The organism is Fulvimonas yonginensis, from assembly GCF_037137055.1.
Classification (GTDB): Bacteria; Pseudomonadota; Gammaproteobacteria; order Xanthomonadales; family Rhodanobacteraceae; genus Frateuria_A; species Frateuria_A yonginensis.
Genome location: NZ_JBBBNY010000009.1, coordinates 1 through 26708 on the forward strand (window position 1 = coordinate 1; position 26708 = coordinate 26708).

The following is a 26708-nucleotide window of genomic DNA, read 5'->3' on the forward strand; positions in this document are numbered from 1 at the left end:
CCATCGCGGGTTCTCTTCTTTTCCTTTTCAGGAACCCCCCCCGGTGGTTTTTTCTTTTTTTTTTTTTTGGGTTTTCCTCCCCTCCCCTCCCCCCCCTCCCCCCCCCCCCCCCCCCCCCCCCCCCCCCCACCATTTTACTTGGCCAGGCTGACCGTGCCCTTCATCAGGGCGGCATGGCCCGGGAAGGAGCAGAAGAAGCTGTAGTCCTGGCCCGGTTTCAGGGCGGCGGTCCCGAAGGTGGTCGAATCGGTTTCGCCACCGCCGAGGATGCGGGTGTGCGCGATGATGCGGGTGTCGCCCGGCTGGACATAGTCGTTGTCCAGGCCGGCCTTGGAGCCGTCGCCGAGCACGCCCTGCTCGTCCGCCGCGGCGGCGATCACGAGGTTGTGGCCCATCGCCGCCCTGGGCAGCTTGCCCACGTGCTCGAGCGTCACGGTGAACTGCTTGCAGGTGGCGGGCACCGTGATCTGCTTCTGGTTGAACTGCATGGCATCGTTGCCCTCGACGGTGGTCGAGCAGCCGGACGCGGCCCAGCTCGGCGCGGCGGCCAGGGCAAGCAGGGCGAAGGCCAACAGGCGTCGTTTCATCGGGTGTTTCCTCGTTTCTCGGGGGAAGCTGTGGTGGGCGTGGCGTCGGCCGATCCGGGCCTCGGGTCGGCCTCCATCAGCGGCAGCACCGCGGGGCTATCGAGGTCGTCGAACTGCTGGTGGTTGGCGGCCCAGAAGAACAGCGCCACGCCGATCAGCACCACCAGCCCGGTCACCGGGATCAGCACCAGCAGGATGTTCATGCGCGCAGCGCCGGGGCGCCGCCGGGGCGCCCCACGCGCAGGGCGTTGAGCACCACCGCGAGCGAGCTGGCCGACATGCCGATGGCCGCCAGCCACGGCGGCACCAGGCCGGCGGCGGCGAGAGGAATCGCCAGCAGGTTGTAGCCGAGCGACCAGCGCCGGCCTTGCGCCACCACCCGGGCGAAACGGCGGGCCACCGCGCGGGCCTGCCAGAGGCCGTCCAGGCCGCGGGTCAGCAGCAGGTCGGCGTGCGCCTGGGCCAGGTCCGTGCCGGTGGCGAGGGCGGCGGAGACGTCCGCGCCGGCCAATGCCGGGGCGTCGTTGCTGCCGTCGCCGACGGCGAGCGTCAGGTGGCCCTGCGCACGTGCGGCCTGCAGCAAGGCGAGCTTGTCCTGCGGCGATCGCCGGCCGACCCAGTGCGTGATGCCCAGCGCATGCGCCGTCGCCGCCACCCGCGCATGCGTGTCGCCGCTGGCGAGTACGGTGTCGACGCCATCGTCGCGCAGTGCCCGCAGCGTGGCGCCTGCCTCGGCGCGTGGCGCTTCGTCCAGATGAAAGGCTGCGACGGGCCCACGGCCATCGGCCAACAGCAGCGTGGCGGCGACGCTGGCCGGCACCGCACCGTTGCAGGCGGCCAGCGCGAAGTCGGGGTGACCCAGGCGCAGCGCCTGTCCGCCCACGTCGCCGCAGATGCCGGCTCCCGCGGCGATGCGCGGCGCGTGCACCGGCGGCGTCTCGCCGCTCCAGGCGGCGGCCAGTGCGGCGGCGAGCGGGTGCGTGCTTTCCCGCGCCAGCGCGGCAGCCAGGCGCAGGGCGGCGTCGGCCCCCAGACCTTCGCGCAACGGCTCGACCGCCTCGGGATCCAGCCGCGGCACGGTCAGCGTGCCGGTCTTGTCGAACAGGGCGTAGTCGACGCGGGCCAGCGCGTCGAGCGCGCCGGGCTCCGCCACCAGCACCCCGTGTCCGGCGAGCACGGCAAGCGCCCGGGTGAGCGCGGCCGGGCGGGTCAGTGCGAACGCGCAGGGACAGGCCACCACCAGCACCGCGAGTGCGGCATCGAACGCGCGGGCCGGGTCCAGCCAGAGCCAGGCCAGCGCCGTCGACGCGGTGAGCGCCAGCACACGCAGCACGAAGCGGGTGGCCTCGCGGTCGCCGCTCCGGTCGGAGGCGCGCGCCAGGCGTGCGCGCCCGGCCAGGCGGCCCAGACGCGCCGCCGCGGTGTGCTCGCCGCTGTGTTCCACGCGCAGTTCCGCCGCTACGCCGAGCACGACGCTGCCGGCGACCAGCCGGTCCCCGCGGCGGCGCCGGCACGGGCGCGATTCGCCCGACAGCAGCGCTTCGTCCAGTTCGGCCTCGACGCTCTCCAGCACCCCGTCGGCCGGTACGGTGCCGCCCTCGGCGACGCGCACGCGGTCGCCTGGCAGCAGTTCCAGCGCCGGCACGGTTTCCAGGCTGCCGTCGGCGCGCCGGCGCTCGGCCAGCAGGGGCGTGGCGTCCCGCGCGGCTTCGCCCAGCGCACCACTGGCGTGGCGCGCGCACAGCTCGACGTGGCGCGCCGCCAGCAGCAGGAACACGAACATGGCGACCGAATCGAAGTAGACCTCGCCGTGGCTGCGGACGGTGTCCCACGTGCTGGCGCCGAAGGTCAGCAGCACGGCCAGCGCCACGGTCAGGGCGACGCCGGGCCGGCACGCACGCAGCTCGCGCCAGGCGCCGACGAGGAAGGGCTGCGCCGAGTAGGCGACCACCGGCGCGGTGGTGAGCAGGCTGAGCCAGCGGAACAGTCCGCGCGTGGTGAAGTCGACGAAATCGACCACGCCGATGTACATCACGAAGGCATAGGTCATCACCTGCATCGCGCACATGCCGGCGACCAGCAGGCGCTTGAGCGCATCGGTCGCCTCGCCGCTGCGGGCATCCTCGACCTGCTCACGGCGCAGCGGGCGCACCGCGCAACCGACGGCGGCGAAGGCGTCGAGCAATTGCGGCAGGGCGAGGCGTTCGGGGTCCCACACCACGCGCGCACGCTGCGCGCGGGCATCGACCGCCACGCGAGTCACGCCGGGCAGAGCATGCAGGCGCTCGTCCAGGCGCAGCACCTGGCGCGGATCGGCCAGTCCTCCCACGCGCAGGGCGATCTCCGCCCGGCCATCGCGGCGGGCACGGATCACCTGCGCCGCCAGGCGCGGGTGCAGCCAGGCGGCGTGGGCGCCCAGGGCGTTCACGGCATGTGCTCCGGCACGGTGTGCGGCGTGGCAGGCCGGGGCGCGCGCGCAGCCGCGCCCCGGTCCGCGGCATGCACGGGCATGTCCAGCAGCGTGTGCGGGCGGGCCCCGTCGAGCGGCAGGTCGGCATGGCGCGAGCCGAGCACGACCGTCCACACGCAGCCGGCCAGCGAGGCGGCCAGGATCGCCGCGCCGAGCCACAGCACGGGCTGGCGGTACCAGGCGTCGGCCACCGTGGCGGCCGACGGCTCAGAGGGTCGTCCGGGTTGCCGCATCGCCTTGGTGTGAGAGGTGGTAGACGTAGGCGGCCAGCACGCGGATCTGGTCTTCGCTCAGGCGCGTGTTCCAGGCCGGCATGTGGCCCTGGCGGCCGCCGCCGATGGTGCGCACGATGTCCTCGTACCTGCCGCCGTGCAGCCAGATGCGGTCGGTCAGGTTGGGTGCGCCCAGCGCCGGATTGCCCTTGCCCTGCTCGCCGTGGCACGCCGCGCAGGTGGCGAACAGCGGCTTGCCCGCCGCGGCACGCGCCGCGTCGTGCGGCGAGCCGGACAGGCTCAGCACGTAGCTGGCGAGGTTCTTCACGTTGTCCTCGCCCAGGCTGGCCCACGGCGGCATCAGGCCGCTGCGGCCGTCGTGGATGGAGGCCAGGATGTCCTTGCCGCTGCCGCCGTAGAGCCAGTCGTCGTCGATCAGGCTGGGCGCGCCGAGCTTGACGTTTCCGTAGCCGCCGCGGCCGTGGCAGGCGGCACAGTTGTCGACGAACAGGCGCGCGCCCATCTGCTGCGCGGCCGGGTCGTCGGCCAGCTGCTCGATCGGGTATTCGCGGAAGCGCAGCACCAGTTCGTCCAGCCTGGCGTTGTTGGCCGCCTCGGCCTTCGCCAGCTCGCCGTGCGCGGTCCAGCCGAGCGCACCCTGGTGGTTGCCGAAGCCCGGGTAGAGCACCAGGTAGATCGCGCCGATCACGAACATCGCGCCGGAGAGCAGCAGCCACCACAAAGGCAGCTTGCGTACCGCCTCGCGGATGGTGCCGTGCGCCCACACGTGGCCGGTGGTCTGGTCGGGCAGCGTCGGGATCTTCACCCGCGGGCCCCACAGGAACAGGAAAAACGTGATGCCCATGTTCAGCACGATCAGGAACATCACCCACAACGACCAACCCGCGCTCACGGCTGCCTGCCTTTGCTGTCGTTCTCGTCTTCGCCCGGAATGCCCGTGTCCGGGCCCTCGGGCTTGTCTTCCATCGGAAGCTCGCTCATGCGCCTGAAGGTGGCGCGGTGGCGCTTGCGCCAGGCCCAGATCCAGATGCCGATGAACACCGCCATCAGCACCACGGTGACCGCGCCGCTGAGGTGGCCCCAGAACGGGTCCATCATCGGATGGTTCACGGCGCACCCCCGTGCCCGGCCGGTACCGGCACCTGGCCGACTGGCTCGTTCCGTATGCCCAGGCCCTGCAGGTAGGCGATCAGCGCGTCCATCTCGGTCTTGCCGGCCAGCGCCTGCCTGGCGCCGGCGATGTCGGTGTCGGTATAGGGATCGCCCAGCTTGCGCAAGGTGCGCATGCGCGCCTGGATGTCTCCGATGTCGAGCGTGGCGCGCTCCAGCCACGGGTAGGCCGGCATGTTCGACTGAGGCACCACCTGGCGCGGGTTCTCCAGGTGCAGGCGCTGCCACTGGTCCGAATACTTGCCGCCCACGCGCGCCAGGTCCGGCCCGGTGCGCTTGGAGCCCCATTGGAACGGACGGTCGTAGACCGATTCCTCCGCCGTGGAGAAGTGGCCGTAGCGCTGGGTCTCGGCGCGCAGCGCGCGGATCATCTGCGAGTGGCAGAGGTAGCAACCCTCGCGCACGTAGATGTCCTTGCCGGCCAGGCGCAGCGGATCGTAGGGCCTGACGCCCAGCGGCGCCTTCACCGCGTGCGCTTCCATGAACAGCGGTGTGATCTCGGCCAGGCCGCCGATGGAGACCATGATGGCGATCAGCATGCCGAGCAGGCCGGCATGTTTCTCGATCGCCTCGAAATGCTTGTATGCCACGGTTTTCGCTCTACTTGAGGAGTGCGGCCATGGATGGCCGCGGTCGGGCTTGCAGGGTCGAACGGCCTTTCCGTTGCGGGAGCCGGTTCGAAGCGGCGATCACGGACGAGCGCATCAGGCAAGCCCCGGCAGCGGTTGCGGGACCTGGTGCGGGTCGGGCTCGGGAACCGGCACGGGAATCGGCTTGATCAACCGCGCGCGGGCATCCTCGGCGGTGCGCCAGAGGTTCCACGCCATCAGCACCATGCCGCTCAAGATCACCACGCCGGCGACCCAGCGCGTCCAGTACGCCGGCTGGATCGCCAGCAGGCTGTCGATGAACGGATACTTCAGCGAACCGTCGGGCAAGGTGGCGCGCCACATCACGCCCTCGGTGACGCCGGCGACCCACATCGAGCCGACGTACAGCACCACGCCGAACACGTGCAGCCAGAAGTGCCACTCCATCAGCCTGCGCGAGTACATCGCGGGACGGCCGAGCGCGCGCGGTGCCATCGCGTAGAGCGAACCGATGGTGATCATCGCGACCCAGCCCAGGGCGCCATTGTGCACGTGGGCGACGGTCCAGTCGGTGTAGTGCGAGAGCGAGTTGACGGTCTTGACCGCCATCATCGAGCCTTCGAAGGTCGATCCGGCGTAGAACACCAGCGCCAGCACCATGAACTTGGCGGCAGGATCGGTCTTGAGCCTTGGCCAGGAGCCGTTGAAGGTCATCAGGCCGTTCGCCGCCGAGCCCCAGCTCGGCATCAGCAGCACCAGCGAGAAGGCCATGCCGACCGACTGCACCCAGTCCGGCAGGGCGGTGTACATCAGGTGGTGCGAGCCGGCCCACATGTACACCGAGATCAGCGCCCAGAAGTTCACGATCGAGAAGCGGTAGCTCCACAGGGGCTGCTGCGCCTGGCGCGGCACGAAGTAGTACATCATCCCGAGGAAACCGGCGGTCAGGAAGAACGCCACCGCGTTGTGGCCGTACCACCACTGCACCATCGCGTCGACCACGCCCGAGTAGATCGGGTAGGACTTCCACATCGAGACGGGGATCGCCAGGTTGTTGACGATGTGCAGCAGGCCCACGGCGATGATGAAGGCGCCGTAGTACCAGTTCGCCACGTAGATGTGGCGGATGCGCCGGCGCGCCAGCGAGCCGAAGAAAACGATCCCGAACGCCACCCACACCACGGCGATGAGTACGTCGATCCACCATTCGGGCTCGGCGTATTCCTTGCTCTGGGTGATGCCCAGCGGCATGGTCACCATCGCCAGCACGCAGATCAGCTGCCAGCCCCAGAAGGTGAACTCCGCCAGCCCGGGGAACGCCAGCCGCGCGTGGCCGGTGCGCTGCACCACGTAGTAGCAGGTACCCATCAGCGCCGAGCCGCCGAAGGCGAAGATCACGCCGAAGGTGTGGTCGGGGCGGATCCGGCTGAAGGTCAGCCAGGCCGTGTCGAAGTTGAACAGGGGCCACGCCAGCTGCGCGGCGGCGAGCACGCCGACGCCCATGCCGACGATGCCCCACACGGCCGCGGCCAGCAGGAACTGACGCACGACCCTGTCGTTGTAGTACTCGGTGTTCGGCATGGGGGAGTCCAGGAAAGCCTGCGCGTATTCTCCGGACGCCGTGCTCCGGCCCGCTTGACCTGGATCAACCCGCTGCGGCGAACCGCCGCTTCGAGAGTGTGGCCGGTTGTCGCAGCATCGCGCCGGCTACCTGGATCGGAAGCCGGTACCGCATGGGATGCGGGGCGGCGCGATGGTCGCGGGCCGCCGTGCGCCAGCGGCCGGCGAGGCATTGCAATCGCTTGACTCGAGGAGTCCCCGTGGGCCCGATCTGCCTGAGCTGGACATTCCCCTCGGCCAGGTCGGCTCCCCGGCGCCCATGCCGAACGGCGCGCGAATGCCCGCGATCACGACGCCGGCCTCGGCGGCGCAGGGCCGGCAGCCGGGACGGCGCGCCGCAGCCGTGGCGCCCGTCCTCACGCCAGATGCGATGGGCTCTCTCCCAAAGGGGAGAGGGCGAGCATGCCTATCCCTGCTGCGGCGTGCGACGCAGGTTCAGCGCATAGCCCGTCGCGAGCACCAGCGCCACCACCGCCTGCGCCAGGACCGACTGCCAGGTCGGGTAGATGCCCAGCAGCTCGATCCGCGGCAGCGGCGCGACGTGCACGCCGATCCAGCCGGCCTCCTGCAGCGCGGCGATGCCCTTGCCGGTGAGCACCACCGCGAGCAGCGCGATCAGCACCGAACTGGCCGAGAAGAACTTGCCCAGCGGCAGCCGCCGGCTGGTACGCAGCAGCACCCAGGCCAGCACGGCGAGCGTCAGCGCGCCGACGGCGATGCCGCCGAGCAGCCAGGTGCGGGGCCCCTCGTTCCACATGGCCACGTAGAACAGGATGGTCTCGAACACCTCGCGGTAGACCGACAGGAAGGCCAGGCCGAACAGGAACCACGCGGAGCGGTCCAGCGTCGCCGCCATCTTCGCCTTGAGGTAGGCCTGCCAGCGGCCGCCCACGCTCTTGCGGTGCATCCACAGGCCGACGCACAGCAATACCGCGGCGGCGAACAGCGAGGAGAGTCCCTCGGTCAGCTCGCGGCCGGCGCCGCTGATCGCCACCGCATAGCTCGCCACCGCCCAGGTGGCGAAGCCGGCCAGCAGGGCCAGGGTCCAGCCCGCGTGCACGTAGCGCAGCATGGCGGGGCGCTCGGCCTTGCGCAGGAAGGCCAGCAGCGCGACCACCACCAGCAGCGCCTCCAGGCCCTCGCGCACCAGGATGGTCCAGGCGCCGACGAAGGCCGAGGCGGCGTCCGCGGAGCCGCCGGCCAGGGTGGCCTGGGCGCGCTGCAGCAAGGCGTCGGCGGCCTGCTGCCGGGCCAGCACGTCGGCACCGGCCGCGCCGCCGCCGACCGCGCTGCGGTAGGCGCCCATCGCCGTCTCCAGTTGCGCGCGCAGGGGACCGTCGCGCGCGTCCAGCTGCGGCTCGACCGGCTCCACGCCGTCGAGGTAGGCGGACAACGCCAGCCGTTGCGCCTCGTCGCGTTCGCCGCGCTGCCACGCGGCCAGGCTCGCGGCCAGCTTCTCGCGTGCCAGGACGAGGCCGCCGGCGGATTGCGGCAGCGCCTGCGGATGCGCGCGCAGGTAGCCCAGGATCGCGCGCGCCTCGCGCTCGCCCAGGGCGGGCGCGAGCTGCGCCACGCGGGCGCGCGAGAGGTCGTCGAGGTTGGCCAGCCGGGCGCGCGCCGGGGCGTCGCGCTTCCAGGCCTGCGCCCCTTCGGCCGCCTCCCCGGCATAGGCCAACGAGCCCACGTAGTAGGCCAGCGACCAGCGGTCGTCCACCGGCAACTGGCCGGCATAGCCGGCCATGGCCGTGCCCTGGACTCCCTGGCTGATCGCCTCGAACAGCGAGAGCGTGCTGCGCTGGTCGGCACGCGCGCGGTCGGTGAAATCGATCGGCGGCGGATCGAGCGCGGCGGCAGCCGGGCCGTTGCCCTCGCCGCCGGCGCCGTGGCAGGCGGCGCAGGTCTGCCCGTACAGCGCGGCGCCGCGGGCGAGGTCGGGTGCGTGCGCCGGTGCGGTGGGGACGGGGTAGGCGGCAAGCAGGCCGTCGGCCAGCGCATGCGCCTGCGCCGCCACCTCGCGCGTGCCCGCCCTGGCCTCGATCAGCTGCACCAGCCGCGCGGCCTGCGTCTGCAGCTCGGCCGATGCGGGTCGCGGCGGCAGTTGCGCCAGGCGGCGCTGCACGGTGCCGGCGAACTCGCGCATCTCGGCGTATTCGGAGGCACTGCTCACCTGGCCGTCGCGGACGGCGCCGGCGTAGTCGGTCGCCAGGTAGTCCAGCATCTGCCAGGTCTGGCTGACCGTGGCCGGTGCCGGTGCCTCGGACGGGCTGTCGCTACGCGAAGGAAGCGGCTGGGCGTGGAGGGGAAGGCCGAGGGCGAGCACGGCGGCCGCCAGCCATCCTGCCGGTTTGTTGAGAATGCCTATCATTAGCCAAGTATAGGCCGCAAACGAAGCGCAGGGGCAGGACACCGGGAGGACGGGTGTGCACTCAGGCCGGCCGTCCTTCGCTTCCGCTTTGTTGCGAGTTCTCCGCGATCGGGCTCGCCTGCGGCTCCCGCTGGCCGCCGGCGGGTCACTTGTCCTTGCTGGCGCAAGGAGAAGTGACCAGAGCCATGGCCTGGCGCCACCCGATGGGAAATAAGAGCCGGGTGCCCTCGGGCGTTGCCGGGTGGGGTGGTCGTTCCTGCTGCCGCTGCACCGCGAGCCAGTCGCTGGTGGGCGGCTCCGGCCGAGTGCTTCTCTGCTGGCGGGGGGCGGGCGCCTTCCGGAGCCTCGGCACGCACCCGTGAAAAAAGGCCGGGCCCATGGCGGGGCCCGGCCTTCCGTGTCTTGGTCGATACGGCCTGGCGCCGCCCTACTTCGCGACCACCCGCACCATTTCCAGGCACTTGTTGGAGTAGCCCCACTCGTTGTCGTACCAGCTGACCAGCTTGACGAAGGTGGGGTCGAGCGCGATGCCGGCGTCGGCGTCGAAGATCGAGGTGCGCGCGTCGCCGCGGAAGTCGGTGGCGACTACCTTCTCCTCGGTGTAGCCCAGGATGCCCTTGAGCGCGCCCTCGGACTGCGCCTTCATCTCGGCGCAGATCTCGGCGTAGCTGGCCGGCCGCTCCAGCTCGGCGGTGAGGTCGACCACCGACACATCCGAGGTCGGCACGCGGAAGGACATGCCGGTGAGCTTCTTGTTGAGCTCGGGGATCACCACGCCGACGGCCTTGGCCGCGCCGGTGGAGGACGGGATGATGTTCTCCAGGATGCCGCGGCCGCCGCGCCAGTCCTTGTTGCTCGGTCCGTCCACGGTCTTCTGCGTGGCGGTGGCGGCGTGCACGGTGGTCATCAGGCCGCGCTTGATGCCCCACTTGTCGTTGAGCACCTTGGCCAGCGGCGCCAGGCAGTTGGTGGTGCACGAGGCGTTGGAGATGATCGCCTCGCCGGCATACTTTTCGTGGTTCACGCCGTAGACGAACATCGGCGTGTCGTCCTTCGACGGGGCCGACTGGATCACCTTCTTCGCACCCGCGTCGATGTGCTTCTGGCAGGTCTCCTTGGTCAGGAACAGCCCGGTGGACTCGATCACCACCTCGGCGCCCACCTCGTCCCACTTCAGGTTGGCCGGGTCGCGCTCCTGGCTCAGGCGGATGCGCTTGCCGTTGACGACCAGGTGCCCGCTCTCCACGGCGACCTCGCCCTTGAAGCGGCCGTGCACCGAGTCGTAGCGCAGCATGTAGGCCAGGTAGTCCGGCTCCAGCAGGTCGTTGATCGCGACGATCTCGATGTCCTGCGCGAAGTTCTGCACGGCGGCGCGCAGCACATTGCGGCCGATGCGGCCGAAGCCGTTGATGGCGACCTTGATGGCCATGGGCAAGCGTCCTCTTGAGGTTTCGATGAAACGGCGGGGCGACGCGTAGTCGCCGAAACGCCCATTTTAGCGCCGAAAGGGGTCACGACGCCGTACAACGTCCCGCCCGCTTGCGCCGCAGACAGGCTGCCTGGGCAGGTATCGACGCGGCACGACGCCGCGGTCGCTTGCGCCGCGCCGAGGCGCGTACTACTTGTGGCGGCAGGGCGTCCCGCGACGAGGGAGGCAAGGCCATGCAGGCAAAGATCACGCCGTTCTTCCATGCGGCGACCTCGACCTGGTCCTACCTGGTGCGCGACCCGGCCAGCGGCGAGGCGGCGATCATCGACCCGGTGCTGGATTTCGACTCGGCCAGCGGCGAGGTAGGCCATGCCAGCGCGGCGACGTTGCTGGCCGCGGCCGCGAACGAAGGGGCGACGCTGCGCTGGCTGCTCGAGACGCATGCCCACGCCGACCACCTTTCGGCCGCCGCCTGGCTGCGGGAGCGCACCGGCGCGCAAACGGCCATCGGCGCCGGCATCGTGGACGTGCAGGCGACCTTCCGGTCGCGACTGGGGCTGGCGCCGGACGAGCCCTACCTGGACGGCCGCGCCTTCGACCGCCTGCTGCACGACGGTGACGTGCTGCCGCTGGGCCGCCTCGCGATCCGGGTGATCGCCACGCCCGGCCACACCCCCGAGAGCGTGAGCTACCTTGTCGGCGACGCGGTGTTCGTCGGCGACACGCTGTTTTCCCCGGCCGCCGGTGCGGCACGCTGCGACTTCCCGGGCGGCGATGCGCAGGCGCTGTTCCGTTCCGTGTGGCGACTCTACGGGCTGCCGGCCCGGCGGATGTTCCTCGCCCACGACTACCCGCCGTCGGGGCAGGCGCCACGGGCCGAGGTGCCGCTGGACGAGCAGCGCAGGGACAACATCCATATCCGCGAGGGCGTCGAGGAGGCCGCGTTCGTCACCGCGCGCCGCCAGCGCGACGCCGGCCTGCCGGCGCCGCGCCTGCTCTGGCCGGCGCTGCAGGCGAACATCCGCGGCGGGCGCCTGCCGCCGCCCGAAGCCAACGGCGTGCGCTACTTCAAGCTGCCGCTGCGGGAGGCGTGAGGACAGGCTGTGGCACACTCGCCGGCCTTTCGCCAGCGTGTGTCGCGATGACCCTGCCGTTCCGCTCCGTCGCCTGCCTGCTGCTCGCCCTGCTGCGGGTTCCCGAGGCGCATGCCTGGGGGCCGGACGGCCACCGCATCGTGGCCGAGCTGGCGCAGCGCCATCTCAGCCCGGCAGCCGAGGCGCAGGTCGAGCGGCTGCTGGCGCCGGAACACACCCGCCGACTGGCGGACGTCGCCACCTGGGCCGACGAGCTGCAGGACGATCCCTCGCAGCAGCGCTTGTGGCACGCCACCCGCGCGCTGCACTACGTCAACTTCCACGACCGCAGCTGCGATTACCAGCCGCCGCGCGACTGCCCCGACGGACGCTGCGTGGTCGCCGGCCTCGCCCATTACGTGGCCGTGCTCGGCGACCGCCGGCAGAGCGACGCGCGTCGGCTCCAGGCGCTGAAGTTCGTGGTGCACTTCGTCGGCGACATCCACCAGCCGCTGCATGCCGGCTACCGCGACGACAAGGGCGGCAACCTCTACCAGGTGCGATTCGAGGGCCACGGCAGCAACCTGCACAAGGTGTGGGACTCGGGCCTGCTGGGTACGCGCAGGCTGGCCTGGCAGGACTACGCGCGGCAGCTCGACGCGCGCGGACCGGTCGCGCTGCCGCCAGCCGCAGCCGCGTCGTACGCCGCCTGGGCGGAAGCATCCTGCCGGGCGACCCGCGACATCTACCCCCCGGCCCGCACCCTCGGCGACGCCTACGTGGCGCGCTGGAGGCCGCTGGAGGAGCAACGTCTGCGCGAGGCCGGCCGGCGCCTCGCCGAGCTGCTCGAGCGCACGCTCGACTGATCCGGCGAACGACCCGGTTGCGCTGCGCTGCGCGCCTCCCGTCGCACGCCGCCGGCTCGCGCGCCGGCGCCGTGGCCCGAGAAGGCCGGGGCCGGGCGGTTGCGCCCCGTCACACTGCATACGATTGCACCCCGACCGCGCCGTCACCGGCATCTGCTAGCCTCGTGGGATGAACGCCGAACAACCCCTGCGCCGTACCAAGATCGTCGCCACCCTGGGCCCGGCCACCGATGCGCCGGGCATGCTCGAACGCCTCATCGCCGAAGGCGTGGACGTGGTCCGCCTCAACCTCTCCCATGGCCAGCCGCAGGACCATCGCGCGCGGGCCATGGCCGTCCGTGCCGCGGCGGAGGCCGCCGGACGCGAGGTCGGCATCCTGGCCGACCTGCAGGGCCCCAAGATCCGCATCGAGAAGTTCGCCAACGGGCCGGTGGAGCTGCAGCCGGGCGATCCGTTCGTGCTCGATTGCGCCCCCGGCGCGCCGCCCGGCGACGCCACGCGCGTGGGCGTGAGCTACCACGAGCTGCCGAACGACGTGGCGGCCGGCGACGTGCTGCTGCTGGACGACGGACTGGTCGCGTTGCGCGTGCTCGCGGTCGAGGGTGCGCAGGTGCGCTGCGAGGTGCTGATCGGCGGGCGGCTGTCCGACCGCAAGGGGCTCAACCGCCAGGGTGGTGGGCTCTCGGTCGCGGCGCTGTCGGACAAGGACCGCGCCGACATCAAGCTGGCCGCGGAAATCGGTGCCGACTTCCTGGCGGTGTCGTTCGTGCGCTCGGCGCAGGACATGGAGCAGGCGCGCCGGCTGCTGCGCGAGGCCGACGGTCACGCCGCGCTGGTCGCCAAGATCGAGCGCGCCGACGCCATTGCGGTGCTGGGCGAGATCATCGACGCCTCCGACGCGGTGATGGTCGCGCGCGGCGACCTGGGCGTGGAGATCGGCGACGCCGAGCTGCCCGGCCTGCAGAAGAAGATCATTCGCGAGGCGGTGGCGCGCAACCGCGCCGTGATCACCGCCACGCAGATGCTGCAGTCGATGGTGACCGCGCCGATCCCGACCCGCGCCGAGGTGCTCGACGTCGCCAACGCGGTGATCGACGGCACCGACGCGGTGATGCTGTCGCAGGAGACCGCCGCCGGCGCGCACCCGGACATCGCCGTGGCGGCCATGCGCCGCATCTGCCTGGGCGCCGAACGGCAGTTCGAGCCGAAGGAGGAGCTCAACGGCATCGCGCACCGGCTCGACCGCGCCGACCAGGCGATCGCGCTGGCCGCGATGGTGCTGGCCGGCCAGCTCGGCGTGCGGGCGCTGATCGCGCTGACCGAGTCGGGCGCCACCGCGCAGTGGCTTTCGCGCTACCGCAGCGCGGTGCCGATCTTCGCGCTCTCGCCCAGTGCCGATGCGCGCCGGCGCATGCTGCTGCTGCGCGACGTGCAGCCGGTGGCCTTCAACGAGGTCAGCCAGAGCAGCGCCGCCAACGCGCGCGAGGCGGTGCGCCAGCTGTTCGCGCTGGGCAAGCTGGCCGAAGGCGACCGCGTGGTGCTCACCCAGGGGGACCGTGTCGGCGCTGGCGGCGGCACCAACACGCTCAAGCTGCTGCTGGTGGGCGCCGAGGGCATCGTGGAGAGCCTGCGCGACCTGTAGCGCGCCGTTGCCGGTGCGGCATGGAAGGGTGGCCACCAGCGCCCAGGTAGGAGCGAGCTTGCACGCGATGCTTTTTCTTCACTGCGGGGCGCCAAGAGCCAAGAGCATCGCGAGCAAGCCCGGTCCTGCAGCGTTGGTGCTCAGGGCGGGTCCACCGGACGCTTCTGCTCGGGACGACCGCCTGCCATCGGCGCGGCACGGCCCAGGGGTGTGGGAGCATCACGGGCCGCCCGGTCCCCACGGCGCTACACTGCGGCCCCACGTCCAGGAGGTTGCCATGAAACCGACCGTCCGCCGCCTCGCGTTCGCGACCCTGCTGGCCGCCGGCTTGCCGGTGGCGGCGCAATCGCTCCAGCGGGTCGATCCGCAGCATCTGTACGACTACTGGATCCTGCTCAACCAGAAGGTCGACATCGACATTCCCAACAGCGCGCGCATCAACGAGCCCGGCTGCGCCGCGGTCAGCTACATGATCGGCTCCGACGGCGTGCCGCGTAACCTGAAGGTGGAGAAGGCGGTACCCAACGCCGACTTCGGCAAGGTGGCGCTGAGCGCGGTGTCCAACTTCCGCTATGGCCCCGCGCTCGCCAACCGCAACAGCGACCCGGTGGCCACCTACTACGTGGTGCCATTCAACGCGCCGGACGACAAGGCCGGGCAGCAGAAGGTGATGGCGCCCTGCCACCTGCCGGGCTACGAGGGCTGAGGCGCCCGGCCGGGCCGTCACGACGGCTTCGGCACATCTGGCTATAATCGCGCGCTTTGACCGCCGCCGGCCCGCCGGGACGGCCGCATCCATAGCGGTGACACCGCCTCGTACGCACGGAGTCGTTCATGAGCATTGAAGATCTTGAGAGCATCGCCCTGGCGATGGTCGCGCCAGGCAAGGGTATCATCGCGATCGACGAATCGACCAACACGATCAGGAAGCGCTTCGAGGCCGTCGGCATCGAGAACACTGAGGAGAACCGCCGCGCCTACCGCGAGCTGCTGCTCACCACACCGGGCCTGAACGAGCACATTTCCGGCGCCATCCTCTACGACGAGACCATCCGCCAGAAGACCCGCGACGGCGTGCCGTTCACCGAGGTGATGAAGAAGAACGGCATCATCCCCGGCATCAAGGTCGACAAGGGTCCGGTGCCGCTGGCCGGCTTCCCGGGCGACGTGGTCACCGAGGGCCTGGACGGCCTGCGCGAGCGCCTGGCCGAGTACGTCAAGCTCGGCGCGCAGTTCGCCAAGTGGCGTGCGGTGATCAACATCTCCGAAGAGAACCCGAGCTCCACCGCGATCGAGGCGAACATGCACGCGCTGGCCCGCTACGCGGCGCTGTGCCAGGAGGCCGGTCTGGTGCCCATGGTCGAGCCGGAAGTGATCATGGACGGCGACCACACCATCGAGGTCAGCTACGAAGTCCACGAGGCGGTGCTGCGCAGCCTGTTCAATGCGCTGTACGAGCAGAACGTGATGCTGGAGGGCGTGATCCTCAAGGTCAGCATGGTCATCCCGGGCAAGAATTGCGCCGAACAGGCCCAGGTCGAGGACGTCGCCGAGGCCACCGTGCGCGTGCTCAAGAGCACCGTGCCCGCTTCGCTGCCGGGCATCGTGTTCCTCTCCGGCGGCCAGACCGACGAGCAGGCCACCGCGCACCTCAACGCCATGAACCGCATCGGCCCGCACCCGTGGCCGCTGTCCTTCTCCTACGGTCGCGCCATGCAGCAGGCCGCGCTCAAGCTCTGGGCCAAGGACATGAAGGGCAATTACGCCGAGGCGCAGAAGACCGTCGCCGCGCGTGCCAAGGACAACGGCCTGGCGGCGCTGGGGCAGTGGAACGGCTGACCCGACCGCCGAGCCGTTTCGGCAGAGGGGCGCCATCGGGCGCCCTTCTTTTTTTTCGCGTGCCGTGACGCGCTCCCGCGATCGTGTTGGAGCGAGCTTGCTCGTGATGCTCTTTTTCCTTGTGCTTCGCTGGGGGCTTGCTTGCGGGGCGTTCCGTTCTTCTGTGGCGCTGCCGCGGCTCGCCTGCGGCGGGCTTTCGATCGCCTGCCGGCGCTCGAGTGACTTCTCTTTGCTGGCCCAAAGAGAAGTCACCAGGAGAAACGGCCTGGGTGAGCCCGGGGTGAGGCAAAAGCTAGGAGCCGTTGCGGCCAGCAAGGTGCGCCTGGCTCTTAGAGGGGCTATAGCGGCTACATCGCGGGCGCTCGGGAACCGGGGCCAGGGCGGCGCCCTGCCGCGTGGAGGCTGAGGGCGTGCGATGCGCAGCGAGCCTGTCCATCGCCTCGGTCATCGAGCGCTCGCGGGTCGCCGCAGTAGCTCCTCTGGAAGCGACCGCGTCGCCCGGCAAGGCGTACGGGCGCCTAGCTCTTCTTCCTCATCGAGTTGCCCCAGGCCATTTCTCTTGGTGACGTCTCTTGGGCCCGCGAAGAGAAGTGACCCGCTGGCCGGCAGGCCAGCGGAAGCCCGCCGCAGGCGAGCCCGGTCGCGGAGAGCCACGGAAGAACGACACACCCCCGCGAGGCAGGCCTTCCGCGAAGCGAACAAAGAGCAAGAAACATCGCGAGCAAGACTCGCTCCTACAGGCATGCGGTGCTCGGCGGAGAGGGACCAGCAAGCACATGGGTGAGCGAACACGGCAAGACCAGCCACGGGCGCCCTGGCGCGCAAATCATTGCCATCGCGAGCCCACGCCTCACCCCAACTCTCCCCGGCAAGGAGAGGGAGCCAATAGCCTGAGCGGCGAAGCCAGTGGACTGGCAGGCAAAGGAAAGCCGCCGCAGCCCCATGTCGCGGAGCGCACGAGGGTGACCACTGCCGGCGCGTCGGTGCAAACAAGGCGAGCCGCACATGGGTCGTCCCCGAGGGATGCGCAACAAACGAAAGGGGCGCCAATCGGCGCCCCTTTCATCCGGGTACGAGGGCGCGTCCCTGCGCCATGGTCTCCATCAGAACCGGTATTCGGCACTCACCGAGACCATGTTGGTGCTCAGGTCCACCTGGCTCTTCTTGGCATCGTAGTGGTCGTAGTTCAGGCCCAGGCTCACGTTGTTGCTGAAGTCGTAGCCCACGCCCGCACCGGCGTACCAGCTGGTGTCGTCCAGGCTCTTGCGGACCGGGTTGACGTCGTTGCTCAGGCCGTGGCCCTTCCAGCTGTACAGACCACCGCGCGCGCTGACGTACCAGTTCTGCGCCAGGTTGAAGTGGCCGTTCACGCCGGCGGTCCAGCCGTGCAACTGCGAGCGGCCCTGCTCGATCACGTCGTTGCTGTTGAAGATGTTCTTGACGTGGATGTTGCCCAGGTCGTTGTAGCCGGCTTCCACGCCGATCGCCACGAACGGGTCGACCGACCAGCGGTAGCCGCCGCCAATGGCGTAGCCGGTGTCGTGGTCGTTGTAGGGGCCCTTGTCGATCGAGGTGCGGCCCACGTTGCCGTTGACGAACCAGCCGTCGGTGTGGGTCGGCGCGCTCTGCGCGAACGCGGCGGGAACGGCCAGCAGGCCGGCGGAGGCAAAGGCGAGGGCAAGCAGCGTCTTCTTCATCATGGAAGATTCTCCTGTTGTTGTCGGCGGCCGCGGGGAGGACGGCCGTGCGCGCCGGTCGGGGGGAAGGCGACGCGCAGTTCCTTGGATGCGGTCGTCGGCCGAAAGATTCAATGCGCATGAGCGCTTCGGTAATTTGTCGTTAAGCTTCGCGCCGCCTCGTCAAACAGACGTCCAGACATCCAATCGCCAGGAGGTTCAGAAGCGATACTCACCGGTGAGCGAGACGATCCCGGTGGAACGCTTGGGTCCGTCGACCCGTGCGCCCGTGGCCGGATTGGTGTAGTGGCCGGCGTTGGCATGGAAGTAGTCGTACTGCACGCCGATGCCGAAATGCTGGTCGATGTCCCAGCCGGTACCGATGCCGGCATACCAGCTGCCGCGCCCGGCGCGGTCGCCGTCGGTGAAGCCCAGTTCCTGGGCGGCCGTGTCGTAGTAGCGGTGGTTGTTGTCGTTGGCCCGGAACCAGCCGGCATGCGCCCCCAGGTACCACTGCGGGGTCAGGGCGAGGCGCGCGTTGGCGCCCACCAGCCAGCCGCGCAGCGCGTTGGTGGTCGAGCGCTGGTTCACCGGGTCCGAGTTGAACGCGTTGCGCAGGCGGTAGTTGCCAAGATCGGTGTAGCCGGTCTCGACGCCGAGGCCGATGTCCTGGCCGACCTTCCAGCGGTAGCCGCCCAGCACGCCGTACCCGGTGCGACGTCCGCGATGGCCGTTGAAGAAGTTGAAATCGCCCGCGTCGCTGCCGAAGCCGCCGTTGCTGTTGCCGCTGGTGCGGCCCACGTTGGCGTCGATGAACCAGTTGCCGCTGCCGACTGCCTGGTCCGGCTGGTACTTGCCTCCCGCCGCATCCTGGGCGTGGACCGGGGTCACCACGAGGCCGGCGGAGGCAAGGCTGAGGACTAGGAGCGTCTTGTTCATGGAATTCTCCTGCGCTTGGGGATCAGGACGTCCGGCCGTCGGGGGGCACCGGACGGCGCGCACGGGGCATGCGCGCCGGGGATTGAACCCACGCGAGCCTGAAGTTCCGCGGTATCGGCGGCCCGGCGGTTAAGGGCGAATTAATCGCGCTGCCGCTGCGCCGCTCGCCTGAGCACGCGACAGTGACCATGCGATCGGCGACAATTGGCGCTTTGCCGCTTGCCCGGAGACTCGACCGATGACCACCCGCCGCGAACTCGCCAACGCCGTGCGCGCCCTTGCCATGGACGCCGTGGAGGCGGCCAAGTCCGGCCATCCGGGCATGCCGATGGGCATGGCCGACATCGCCGAGGTGCTGTGGAACGATTTCCTCAGGCACAATCCGGCCAACCCCAGGTGGTTCGATCGAGACCGCTTCGTGCTCTCCAACGGCCACGGTTCGATGCTGCAGTACGCGTTGCTGCACCTGGCCGGCTACGACCTGCCGATGGAGCAGTTGAAGCGTTTTCGCCAGCTGCACTCCAAGACCGCGGGCCATCCCGAGTACGGCCACACCCCCGGCGTGGAGACCACCACCGGCCCGCTGGGCCAGGGCCTGGCCAACGCGGTCGGCTTCGCGCTCGCCGAGAAGGTGCTGGCCGCGCACTTCAACCGCCCCGGCCACACCATCGTCGATCATCACACCTATGTGTTCCTGGGTGACGGCTGCCTGATGGAAGGCATCTCGCACGAGGTCTGCTCGCTGGCCGGTACCTGGGCCTTGGGCAAGCTGGTGGCGATCTACGACGACAACGGCATCTCCATCGACGGCGAAGTGCACGGCTGGTTCACCGACGACACCGCCAAGCGCTTCGAGGCCTACGGCTGGAACGTGATCCGTGGCGTCGATGGCCACGATCCCGACGCGGTCAAGCGCGCGCTGGCGCAGGCCACGGCGCAGCAGGACAAGCCCACGCTGATCTGCTGCAAGACCATCATCGGCTTCGGCGCGCCGCACAAGCAGGGCAAGGAGGAAAGCCACGGCGCGCCGTTGGGCAAGGACGAGGTCGCCGCCGCACGCGAGCAGCTGGGCTGGCATCACCCGCCGTTCGAGATCCCGGCCGAGATCTACGCCGGCTGGGACGCCAGGGCCAAGGGCGCCGAGCTCGAGCAGGCCTGGAACGCCAGGCTCGAGGCCTATGCCCAGGCGTACCCGGAGCTCGCCGCCGAGTTCCGGCGCCGTCTGGCCGGCGAGCTGCCGGCCGATTGGGCGGCGAAATCGCAGGCCTACATCGCCAAGATGCAGGCCGAAGGCCCCGAGGTGGCCTCGCGCAAGGCCTCGCAGATGGCGCTGGACGCGTTCGGTCCGCTGCTGCCCGAGCTGATCGGCGGCTCGGCGGATCTCGCCGGCTCCAACCTGACCAAGTGGAAGGGCAGCAAGGACGCCGGCAACGGCGACGCCAGCGGCGGGCAGGGCAACTACGTCTACTACGGCGTGCGCGAGTTCGGCATGACCGCGATCGCCAACGGCCTGGCGCTGCACGGCGGCTTCATTCCCTACGACGCCACCTTCCTGGTGTTCTCCGACTACGCGCGCAACGCGGTGCGCATGAGCGCGCTGATTCCTTCCCACACGATCCACGTCTACACGCACGACTCGATCGGCCTGGGCGAGGACGGCCCCACCCACCAGCCGGTCGAGCATCTGGCCAGCCTGCGCCACATCCCGAACAACCAGGTGTGGCGCCCGTGCGACGCGGTGGAGTCGGCGGTGGCGTGGAAGGTCGCGATCGAGCGCAAGGGCAACCCGGCCTGCCTGGTGTTCTCGCGCCAGAACCTCAAGCACCAGCAGCGCACGGAGCCGCAGGTTGCCGCCATCGCGCGCGGCGCCTACGTGCTGGCCGACCCGGCCGAGGCGAAGTTCAAGGCCATCCTGATCGCCACCGGGTCGGAGGTGGAGCTGGCCATGGAGGCAATGCGCACGCTCGCCCAGCAGGGCGTGCCCGTACGCGTGGTCTCGATGCCGTGCACCGAGGTGTTCGACGAGCAGCCGCTGGAGTACCGCGAGGGCATCCTGCCGTCCTGGTGTCGCGCGCGCGTGGCGGTGGAAGCGGCCAGCGCCGACTACTGGCGCAAGTACGTGGGCCTGGACGGCGAGGTCATCGGCATGACCGGCTTCGGCGCCTCCGCACCGGCGCCGCAACTGTTCGAGCACTTCGGCTTCACCGTCAGCCATGTGGTGGACGCAGTCAAGCGCGTGATCGGCTGACCACCGCGGCCCGGCGAGCCTTTCCCCGCCGAGCGGGGAGAGGTGCCGGCAGGCGGATCAGGGAGTCTTGCCGCAAGCGCGGCCCTCTCCCTGGCAGGGAGAGGGCGCCGTTCCTCGCACGACGGGCCGGCGGTGCTCCCCGTGCTTCCGGGGAGGCGCACGTCAGGCGCCGAGCAGCGTGCCCAGCTCGTCCGGGGTGGCGGCGATGGCCGTGGCGCCGGCCTGTTCCAGCTCCGTACGGCTGCCGAAGCCCCACAGCACGCCGATGCCGCGCACGCGGTTGGCGACCGCGCCTTCGATGTCGAAGTGGCGATCGCCGATCATCACGGTTTCCTCCGCCCGGGCGCCGAAGTCACCCATGGCGGCGGCGATCAGGTCGGCCTTCTCGCTGCGCGCGCTGGACGGATCGGGACCGTAGAGGCGCAGGAAAGCGTGGCCGAACGGCAGTTGCGCCAGGATCGGCGACGCGTGCCGGTGCGGCTTGCCGGTGACGATGGCGAGCTGGTGGCCGGCATCGAGCAGGCGACCGACCAGCGGCTCGATGCCCGGATACACGCTGTGCTCGCGCCAGCCGTGCGCGTCGAAGCGCTCGTGGTAGTGCTCGACCGCCGCCTCGATACGCGCGGCGTCGTGGTCGAGCAGCGGCGCGAAGCTGTGCCGCAGCGGCGGGCCGATCCAGCGGCGCAGCTCGTCCGCCGTCGGGATCGCCACGCGCAGCCGCTCCAGCGCGTGCTTCACGCACGCGGTGATCCCGTGCTCGGAGTCGATCAGGGTACCGTCGAGATCGAACAGGCAGAGCATCAGGCGTTCGCACGCGCCTTCAGCGCGGCGACCGCGGGCAGCTCCTTGCCTTCGAGAAACTCCAGGAAGGCCCCGCCGCCGGTGGAGATGTAGGACACCCGGTCGGCGATACCGTACTTGTCGACCGCCGCCAGCGTGTCGCCGCCGCCGGCGATGGAGAACGCCCTGGAGCCGGCGATCGCGTGCGCCAGCGTCTCGGTGCCCTTGCCGAAGGCGTCGAACTCGAACACGCCCACCGGCCCGTTCCACACCACGGTACCGGCCTGGGCGATCAGCTCGGCGTACCGGCGCGCGGTCTCCGGGCCGATGTCCAGAATCATCTCGCCGTCGGTGACCGCATCGACCGGCTTGACCGTGGCCGGCGCGTTGGCCGAGAACTCCGGCGCCACCACCACGTCCACCGGCAGCGGCACTTCGGCGCCACGGTGCTTGGCGTCGGCGATCACCTTCCCGGCCGCATCGATGAGGTCGGGTTCGTACAGCGAGTTGCCGACACGGTAGCCGGCGGCGGCGATGAAGGTGTTGGCGATGCCGCCGCCGACGATCAACTGGTCGACCTTGCCGATCAGGTTCTCGAGCAGGGTGAGCTTGGTCGAGACCTTGGAGCCGGCGACGATGGCCAGCAGCGGATGCGCCGGATGCTCGAGCGCCTTGCCCAGCGCATCCAGCTCCGCGCACAGCAGCGGGCCGGCCGCCGCCTGCGGGGCGAACCGGATCACGCCGTGGGTGGAGGCCTGCGCGCGGTGGGCCGTGCCGAAGGCGTCCATCACGAACACGTCGCACAGCGCGGCGTACTTCCTGGAAAGCGCCTCCTCGTCCTTGCCCTCGCCGACGTTCATGCGGCAGTTCTCCAGCACCACCACCTCGCCGTCGGCCACCTCGACACCGCCGAGGTAGTCGCGCACCAGCCGCACCGGCGAGCCCAGCTTTTCGCCCAGCCAGGCGGCCACGGGGGCCAGCGAGGACTCCTCGTCGAATTGGCCTTCCTTCGGGCGACCCAGGTGCGAGATCACCATCACCCTGGCGCCGGCGTCGCGGGCCGCCCGGATGGTCGGCAGCGCGGCATCCAGGCGCTGGGTCGAGGTGATGCGGCCGTGCTCGATCGGCACGTTCAGGTCTTCGCGGATCAGCACGCGCTTGCCGCGCAGCTCCAGATCGCTCATGCGGGTGATCGTCACGGCGCAACTCCTCGGCAGGGAACGGTTCGGAAAACCAACGGATGCGCCGTTCCGGCGGCGCGAACCGCCTATTGTCCGGCGCGACCCCCGGGGATGCAACGGCGCGCGGCGCGGCCCAAGGAAGCGTCGGTTTATGCTGGGCGCTTTCCCACCGCGGCGAGACCCCCCTATGGCGTCGGAACTGCTGACCCTGTACGGCTACTGGCGCTCCAGCGCCGTCTACCGCGTGCGCATCGCGCTCAACCTCAAGGGCCTGGCCTACGAGACGCAGCCGGTGCACCTGTTGCGCGACGGCGGCGAGCAGCACGGCGAGGCCTACCGCGCGCTCAACCCGCAGCAGCTGATTCCCTGCCTGCGCGATGGCGAACGCGTGCTCACCCAGTCGATGGCGATCATGGAATACCTGGAGGAGACCCATCCGGAGCCGCCGCTGCTGCCCGCCGACGCGCGCAGCCGCGCCCGCGTGCGTGCGCTGGCGCTGGCGGTGGCCTGCGACATCCATCCGCTCGGCAATCTGCGCGTGCTGCAGTACCTCGAAGGCGAGCTGGGCGCCGGCGAGGACGTGAAGCTCGCCTGGTCGAGGCACTGGATCGAGAGCGGCTTCGACGCGCTGGAGGCGATGCTGGCGGGCAGTTCCGCCACCGGCCGCTACTGCCACGGCGACGCGCCGGGCCTGGCCGACGCCTGCCTGGTGCCGCAGGCCTACAACGCGCTGCGCTGGAAGCTGCCGCTGGAGCGCTGGCCGACGATCGCGCGCATCCACGCCGCCTGCAACGAACTGGACGCGTTCCGGCAGGCCATGCCCGAGCACCAGCCCGACGCGCCGTAACGCGGGCGATTCGCTGCCATGCGTCCTCTCCCCGCCGGGAGAGGGGCGCAAAGAAAAGGGGCGCATCGCTGCGCCCCTCCGTTCTTGCCCTGGCGGGCCGGCTCAGAAGCCCAAACCGTACGGATCGTTCCCGGCCAGTTCGGTCGCCTCCGCGCCGCCGCCTTCGGACAGGCGGATCTTCAGCGCCAGGCCGTCGCGCGAGTCGGCCTTGGCCAGCGCCTCCTCCAGCTCGATGCGGCCGCTCTTGTAGAGCTTGTACAGCGACTGGTCGAAGGTCTGCATGCCGTCCTGCAGGCTGCGGTCCATCGCTTCCTTGATCTCGTGGATCTGGCCGCGGCGGATCATGTCCCGGATCAGCGGGGTGTTGAGCAGCACCTCGACCGCCGGCACGCGGCGCCCGTCCTTGCCGATCACCAGGCGCTGGCTGATCACGGCGCGCAGGTTGAGCGCCAGGTTCATCAGCACGTTCTTGTGCGCCGATTCGGGGAAGAAGTTGAGAATGCGCTCCAGCGTCTGGTCGGCGTTGTTCGAGTGCAGCGTGGCCAGGCACAGGTGGCCGGTTTCCGAGAAGGAAATGGCGGCCTCCATGGTGTCGGTGTCACGGATCTCGCCGATCATGATCACGTCCGGCGCCTCGCGCATCGCGTTCTTCAGCGCCTCGTGGTAGCTGTGCGTATCCAGGCCCACTTCGCGCTGGTTGATGATCGACTTCTTGTGCCGGTGCAGGTACTCGATCGGATCCTCGATGGTGAGGATGTGGCCGGGCGAGTTGGAGTTGCGGTGGTCGAGCATGGCGGCCAGCGTGGTCGACTTGCCCGAGCCGGTCGCGCCGACCACCAGGATCAGGCCGCGCGGCTCCATGATCAGGTCGCGGAAGATCGGCGGCAGCTGCAACTGCTCGATGTTGGGGATCTCGCTCTTGATGGCGCGGATGACCATGCCCACTTCGCCGCGCTGCTTGAAGACATTGATACGGAAGCGTCCGGCCTCCTTCACCGCCAGCGCCATGTTCAGTTCCAGGTCGCGCTCGAACTGGGGCACCTGGCCCTCGTCCATCAGCGAGTAGGCGATCTTCTTGACCATGCCGCCGGGGAGGCCGGTATTGCCGAGCGGGTAGAGCTTGCCCTCGACCTTGATGTTCACCGGGGCGCCCGTGGTCAGGAACATGTCCGACGCGCCCTTGTCTACCATCAGCTTGAGGAAATAACCGATATCCACGAAGGACCCCTGCTTTTCGCGTTGCAAACAACGATTATGCCTGCCCACAATACGTGGCGACACTGCACGAGGAATGAGTGATGGTGCACATCTTTTCCCGGCCACCGGGGCGCATCAAGCGTATCGGCCGGGTGGCGGGCGTCTTTACCCTGGCGCTGCTGGCCGGTTGTGCCAGCGTGCCCCCGCCGGATGCCTCGATGAACCAGGCCCAGGCGCTGCTGCAGTCGGCCCGCGACGCCGGGGCGTCCGACTACGATCCGGTGGATCTGGGCTTCGCCCAGGCCAAGTTCCAGCAGGCGCAGGCGGCGATGGCGGCGCACAAGTACGCCGACGCCGCCAGTCTGGCCGAGGAGGCCCGCGCCGACGCCGAGCTGGCGCGTACCCGCGCCCAGCTGGGCGGCGCCCGCGCGCAGATCCAGTCCAAGACCGAGGAAAACGCGCGCCTGCGCCGGCAACTGGAGCAGGCACCCGCGCAGGCCGCGTCGGCGCCGCCGCCGGCCGGGGGCGACGGCGCCCCGGCCACGTTGCAGGACATGCCGGCACCGTCCGCCTCGGTGCTGTCGGCACCGTTGCCGCAGGGCGACGGCTTCCAGCCGGTGCCCGCCCCGCAACAGCAGCCGGATCCGTCGCAGGACCAGGGTAATCCGCCATGAAACGCCTGAGCATCGCATTTTCCCTTGCCCTGCTGGTGGCCGGCCCCGCCCTGGCCAGCCAGGACGACATGGACGTGAGCCGGCTCAACGCCAGCCTGGACCAGCTGGCCAACGACCCCACCCTCGGCACCTACGCCCTGGCCGAGCAGGCGCTCGCCCGTGCCGCCATCGCCCGCCTGGAGGAGGCCGGCCGCAGCGAGCGCGCGCATGCGCTGTACCTGGCCGAGCGCCGCGTCGACCTGGCCAAGGCCGCGGCGCAACTGCAGGACGCCCGCAACAAGCTGGCCCAGCTGGACCGCGAGCACGACCAGATCCTGCTCGAGGCCAGCCGCCGCGAGGCCGAGGCTGCGCGCATGGAGCTCGAGCGCCAGCGCATGCAGTACCAGATGGCGCAGGAGGAGGCCGCCCGGCTGCAGCAACAGGGCATGGAGGCCTCGCAGGCCGCCGAGCAGGCCCGGGCCGAAGCCGAGCGCGCCAAGAAGCTGGCCGCCGCACAGGCCAGGGTCGCCCGTGCGGCACGGCGCGAGGCCGAACTTGCCGCCCAGGCGGCGCGCGCGATGCGCTCGCAGATCGAGAGCGGCGAAGGTTCGACGGCGCCCGCCGCAAGCACCGCGCCGGCACCCAAGCCGAGCAAGAAGCACACCAAGGGCGACTGACCGCGCGGTCGCGCCCGGTGCGCCGGCCGCGAGCGGGCTCAGCCGTGGCAGGCGAGTGCCGGCGCGGCTTTCGCGGGTGGCTTGCGTGGCCCGGAACGCGAGAGTAGGGTCAAGGCTGCCCCGGGACATCCGCCCCCGGGGCTCATTGACCTGAACATGCGCCCATTCCCCTTGCACCCTCCATTCCCTGTCGCGCAAGCGCATACGGGGGCGTGGGCGCGCCTGCTTCATCCGCCGCGGGTGCGCCGATCACGCGCCCGCTCTTTTCGCGAGGAGGTCGGATCATGTTCGAAAACCAGCAGCGTGAGGATGTGGAAGCCTTCATGAAGGCCGACGCCGAGTTCCGTCGGCTCTACCAGCACCACCGCGAACTCAAGAGCAAGGTGCATGACGCCGAGATCGGCGTGCTGCCCATCGACGATGTCACCTTGGCCGGCATGAAGAAGGAGAAGCTCCACGCCAAGGAGCGACTGCAACGCATGTGGGATGCGCGCGCGCCACTGATGCACTGATCTCCCCCTCTGTTTCCACGACGGCCCCGGCCCTTCCCCGAGAAGCGCCGGGGCCGTTTTCGCTGGAATCCAGGCATCCCGGGTGTCCGGCCTGGTCGGCCGCAGGGCCTCGTC

General features: G+C 70.3%; 25 protein-coding genes. 10 read left to right on the top strand and 15 right to left on the bottom strand.

Annotated features, from left to right (window positions below; genetic code table 11):
- Nucleotides 1-134: 134 nt before the first annotated feature.
- The 10 genes from azu to gap form a co-directional block, all read right to left on the bottom strand.
- Complete coding sequence (gene azu / locus WAT24_RS11985; RefSeq protein WP_336808114.1) at nt 135-587, bottom strand: azurin; 453 nt, start codon at nt 585-587, stop codon at nt 135-137.
- Complete coding sequence (gene ccoS / locus WAT24_RS11990; RefSeq protein WP_336808115.1) at nt 584-790, bottom strand: cbb3-type cytochrome oxidase assembly protein CcoS; 207 nt, start codon at nt 788-790, stop codon at nt 584-586. The genes azu and ccoS overlap by 4 nt, the downstream gene beginning before the upstream one ends.
- Nucleotides 787-3015: a heavy metal translocating P-type ATPase gene (locus WAT24_RS11995; RefSeq protein ID WP_336808116.1), complete on the bottom strand. Its 2229-nt coding sequence runs from the start codon at nt 3013-3015 to the stop codon at nt 787-789. Before WAT24_RS11995 ends, ccoS begins: the two co-directional genes overlap by 4 nt.
- Nucleotides 3012-3248 (bottom strand): hypothetical protein, encoded by a 237-nt coding sequence (locus WAT24_RS12000; RefSeq protein ID WP_336808117.1) that lies wholly within the window; start codon nt 3246-3248, stop codon nt 3012-3014. The genes WAT24_RS11995 and WAT24_RS12000 overlap by 4 nt, the downstream gene beginning before the upstream one ends.
- A gap of 16 nt (nt 3249-3264) precedes the next feature.
- On the bottom strand, nt 3265-4182 hold the full coding sequence (gene ccoP / locus WAT24_RS12005; protein ID WP_336808118.1) for a cytochrome-c oxidase, cbb3-type subunit III: 918 nt from the start codon (nt 4180-4182) through the stop codon (nt 3265-3267).
- Entirely contained in the window at nt 4179-4400 is a 222-nt protein-coding gene (locus tag WAT24_RS12010) for a cbb3-type cytochrome oxidase subunit 3 (protein ID WP_336808119.1), read from the bottom strand. Before WAT24_RS12010 ends, ccoP begins: the two co-directional genes overlap by 4 nt.
- On the bottom strand, nt 4397-5050 hold the full coding sequence (gene ccoO / locus WAT24_RS12015) for a cytochrome-c oxidase, cbb3-type subunit II (protein WP_336808121.1): 654 nt from the start codon (nt 5048-5050) through the stop codon (nt 4397-4399). Before ccoO ends, WAT24_RS12010 begins: the two co-directional genes overlap by 4 nt.
- Before the next feature lie 114 nt (nt 5051-5164).
- Nucleotides 5165-6631 (bottom strand): cytochrome-c oxidase, cbb3-type subunit I, encoded by a 1467-nt coding sequence (gene ccoN, locus WAT24_RS12020; protein WP_336808122.1) that lies wholly within the window; start codon nt 6629-6631, stop codon nt 5165-5167.
- A 445-nt stretch (nt 6632-7076) separates the two neighbouring features.
- A complete protein-coding gene (locus WAT24_RS12025) occupies nt 7077-8990 on the bottom strand; it encodes an FTR1 family protein (protein ID WP_336808123.1) in 1914 nt (637 codons plus the stop codon).
- 472 nt (nt 8991-9462) lie between these two features.
- Nucleotides 9463-10464, bottom strand: a complete 1002-nt coding sequence (gene gap / locus WAT24_RS12030; RefSeq protein ID WP_336808124.1) for a type I glyceraldehyde-3-phosphate dehydrogenase — start codon at nt 10462-10464, stop codon at nt 9463-9465.
- Between the two features lie 233 nt (nt 10465-10697).
- Between gap and WAT24_RS12035 the strand changes: the two genes are divergently transcribed.
- The 5 genes from WAT24_RS12035 (at nt 10698) to WAT24_RS12055 (ending at nt 15884) form a co-directional block, all read left to right on the top strand.
- On the top strand, nt 10698-11558 hold the full coding sequence (locus WAT24_RS12035) for an MBL fold metallo-hydrolase (protein WP_336808125.1): 861 nt from the start codon (nt 10698-10700) through the stop codon (nt 11556-11558).
- A 47-nt stretch (nt 11559-11605) separates the two neighbouring features.
- Complete coding sequence (locus tag WAT24_RS12040; protein ID WP_336808126.1) at nt 11606-12403, top strand: S1/P1 nuclease; 798 nt, start codon at nt 11606-11608, stop codon at nt 12401-12403.
- A 169-nt stretch (nt 12404-12572) separates the two neighbouring features.
- Complete coding sequence (gene pyk / locus WAT24_RS12045; protein ID WP_336808127.1) at nt 12573-14045, top strand: pyruvate kinase; 1473 nt, start codon at nt 12573-12575, stop codon at nt 14043-14045.
- Nucleotides 14046-14322: 277 nt separating this feature from the next.
- Nucleotides 14323-14751, top strand: coding sequence for an energy transducer TonB (locus tag WAT24_RS12050; protein WP_336808128.1), 429 nt, complete (start codon nt 14323-14325; stop codon nt 14749-14751).
- A gap of 128 nt (nt 14752-14879) precedes the next feature.
- Nucleotides 14880-15884: a class I fructose-bisphosphate aldolase gene (locus WAT24_RS12055; RefSeq protein ID WP_336808130.1), complete on the top strand. Its 1005-nt coding sequence runs from the start codon at nt 14880-14882 to the stop codon at nt 15882-15884.
- A 1103-nt stretch (nt 15885-16987) separates the two neighbouring features.
- On the opposite strand, the gene WAT24_RS12060 is transcribed toward WAT24_RS12055, so the two are convergent.
- Entirely contained in the window at nt 16988-17581 is a 594-nt protein-coding gene (locus WAT24_RS12060) for a porin family protein (protein ID WP_336808233.1), read from the bottom strand.
- A gap of 198 nt (nt 17582-17779) precedes the next feature.
- Nucleotides 17780-18499, bottom strand: a complete 720-nt coding sequence (locus WAT24_RS12065; RefSeq protein ID WP_336808131.1) for an outer membrane protein — start codon at nt 18497-18499, stop codon at nt 17780-17782.
- A gap of 238 nt (nt 18500-18737) precedes the next feature.
- Between WAT24_RS12065 and tkt the strand changes: the two genes are divergently transcribed.
- The gene (gene tkt / locus WAT24_RS12070) at nt 18738-20747 is read left to right on the top strand and encodes a transketolase (RefSeq protein WP_336808132.1); all 2010 of its coding nucleotides are present in this window, start codon (nt 18738-18740) and stop codon (nt 20745-20747) included.
- A gap of 162 nt (nt 20748-20909) precedes the next feature.
- Here tkt and WAT24_RS12075 read toward each other — a convergent pair whose 3' ends face one another.
- Together WAT24_RS12075 and WAT24_RS12080 are read right to left on the bottom strand one after the other, a co-directional pair.
- Complete coding sequence (locus WAT24_RS12075) at nt 20910-21548, bottom strand: HAD hydrolase-like protein (RefSeq protein ID WP_336808133.1); 639 nt, start codon at nt 21546-21548, stop codon at nt 20910-20912.
- Nucleotides 21548-22726, bottom strand: coding sequence for a phosphoglycerate kinase (locus WAT24_RS12080; protein ID WP_336808134.1), 1179 nt, complete (start codon nt 22724-22726; stop codon nt 21548-21550). Before WAT24_RS12080 ends, WAT24_RS12075 begins: the two co-directional genes overlap by 1 nt.
- A gap of 169 nt (nt 22727-22895) precedes the next feature.
- On the opposite strand from WAT24_RS12080, the gene maiA reads away from it, so the two are divergent.
- Nucleotides 22896-23555: a maleylacetoacetate isomerase gene (gene maiA, locus WAT24_RS12085; protein WP_336808135.1), complete on the top strand. Its 660-nt coding sequence runs from the start codon at nt 22896-22898 to the stop codon at nt 23553-23555.
- A 102-nt stretch (nt 23556-23657) separates the two neighbouring features.
- Here the strand turns inward: maiA and WAT24_RS12090 are convergent, their stop codons facing one another.
- Nucleotides 23658-24773, bottom strand: coding sequence for a PilT/PilU family type 4a pilus ATPase (locus tag WAT24_RS12090; RefSeq protein WP_336808136.1), 1116 nt, complete (start codon nt 24771-24773; stop codon nt 23658-23660).
- 80 nt (nt 24774-24853) lie between these two features.
- Here WAT24_RS12090 and WAT24_RS12095 point away from each other — a divergent pair, with 80 nt between their 5' ends.
- The 3 genes from WAT24_RS12095 (at nt 24854) to WAT24_RS12105 (ending at nt 26594) form a co-directional block, all read left to right on the top strand.
- On the top strand, nt 24854-25426 hold the full coding sequence (locus WAT24_RS12095; protein WP_336808137.1) for a DUF4398 domain-containing protein: 573 nt from the start codon (nt 24854-24856) through the stop codon (nt 25424-25426).
- On the top strand, nt 25423-26082 hold the full coding sequence (locus WAT24_RS12100) for a hypothetical protein (protein WP_336808138.1): 660 nt from the start codon (nt 25423-25425) through the stop codon (nt 26080-26082). The genes WAT24_RS12095 and WAT24_RS12100 overlap by 4 nt, the downstream gene beginning before the upstream one ends.
- A gap of 284 nt (nt 26083-26366) precedes the next feature.
- Entirely contained in the window at nt 26367-26594 is a 228-nt protein-coding gene (locus tag WAT24_RS12105; protein WP_336808139.1) for an HP1242/YdcH family protein, read from the top strand.
- Nucleotides 26595-26708 lie beyond the last annotated feature (114 nt).

What these genes read in the sequence shown, in the direction of transcription:
- tkt (WP_336808132.1), top strand. Translation starts at nt 18,738, where the DNA reads ATGACCACCCGCCGCGAACTCGCCAACGCCGTGCGCGCCCTTGCCATG.
- WAT24_RS12075 (WP_336808133.1), bottom strand. Translation starts at nt 21,548, where the DNA reads ATGCTCTGCCTGTTCGATCTCGACGGTACCCTGATCGACTCCGAGCAC.
- ccoS (WP_336808115.1), bottom strand. Translation starts at nt 790, where the DNA reads ATGAACATCCTGCTGGTGCTGATCCCGGTGACCGGGCTGGTGGTGCTG.
- gap (WP_336808124.1), bottom strand. Translation starts at nt 10,464, where the DNA reads ATGGCCATCAAGGTCGCCATCAACGGCTTCGGCCGCATCGGCCGCAAT.
- WAT24_RS12055 (WP_336808130.1), top strand. Translation starts at nt 14,880, where the DNA reads ATGAGCATTGAAGATCTTGAGAGCATCGCCCTGGCGATGGTCGCGCCA.
- ccoN (WP_336808122.1), bottom strand. Translation starts at nt 6,631, where the DNA reads ATGCCGAACACCGAGTACTACAACGACAGGGTCGTGCGTCAGTTCCTG.
- maiA (WP_336808135.1), top strand. Translation starts at nt 22,896, where the DNA reads ATGGCGTCGGAACTGCTGACCCTGTACGGCTACTGGCGCTCCAGCGCC.
- WAT24_RS12065 (WP_336808131.1), bottom strand. Translation starts at nt 18,499, where the DNA reads ATGAACAAGACGCTCCTAGTCCTCAGCCTTGCCTCCGCCGGCCTCGTG.
- azu (WP_336808114.1), bottom strand. Translation starts at nt 587, where the DNA reads ATGAAACGACGCCTGTTGGCCTTCGCCCTGCTTGCCCTGGCCGCCGCG.
- pyk (WP_336808127.1), top strand. Translation starts at nt 12,573, where the DNA reads ATGAACGCCGAACAACCCCTGCGCCGTACCAAGATCGTCGCCACCCTG.
- WAT24_RS12105 (WP_336808139.1), top strand. Translation starts at nt 26,367, where the DNA reads ATGTTCGAAAACCAGCAGCGTGAGGATGTGGAAGCCTTCATGAAGGCC.
- WAT24_RS12050 (WP_336808128.1), top strand. Translation starts at nt 14,323, where the DNA reads ATGAAACCGACCGTCCGCCGCCTCGCGTTCGCGACCCTGCTGGCCGCC.
- WAT24_RS12095 (WP_336808137.1), top strand. Translation starts at nt 24,854, where the DNA reads ATGGTGCACATCTTTTCCCGGCCACCGGGGCGCATCAAGCGTATCGGC.
- WAT24_RS12100 (WP_336808138.1), top strand. Translation starts at nt 25,423, where the DNA reads ATGAAACGCCTGAGCATCGCATTTTCCCTTGCCCTGCTGGTGGCCGGC.
- WAT24_RS12035 (WP_336808125.1), top strand. Translation starts at nt 10,698, where the DNA reads ATGCAGGCAAAGATCACGCCGTTCTTCCATGCGGCGACCTCGACCTGG.
- WAT24_RS12060 (WP_336808233.1), bottom strand. Translation starts at nt 17,581, where the DNA reads ATGAAGAAGACGCTGCTTGCCCTCGCCTTTGCCTCCGCCGGCCTGCTG.
- WAT24_RS12040 (WP_336808126.1), top strand. Translation starts at nt 11,606, where the DNA reads ATGACCCTGCCGTTCCGCTCCGTCGCCTGCCTGCTGCTCGCCCTGCTG.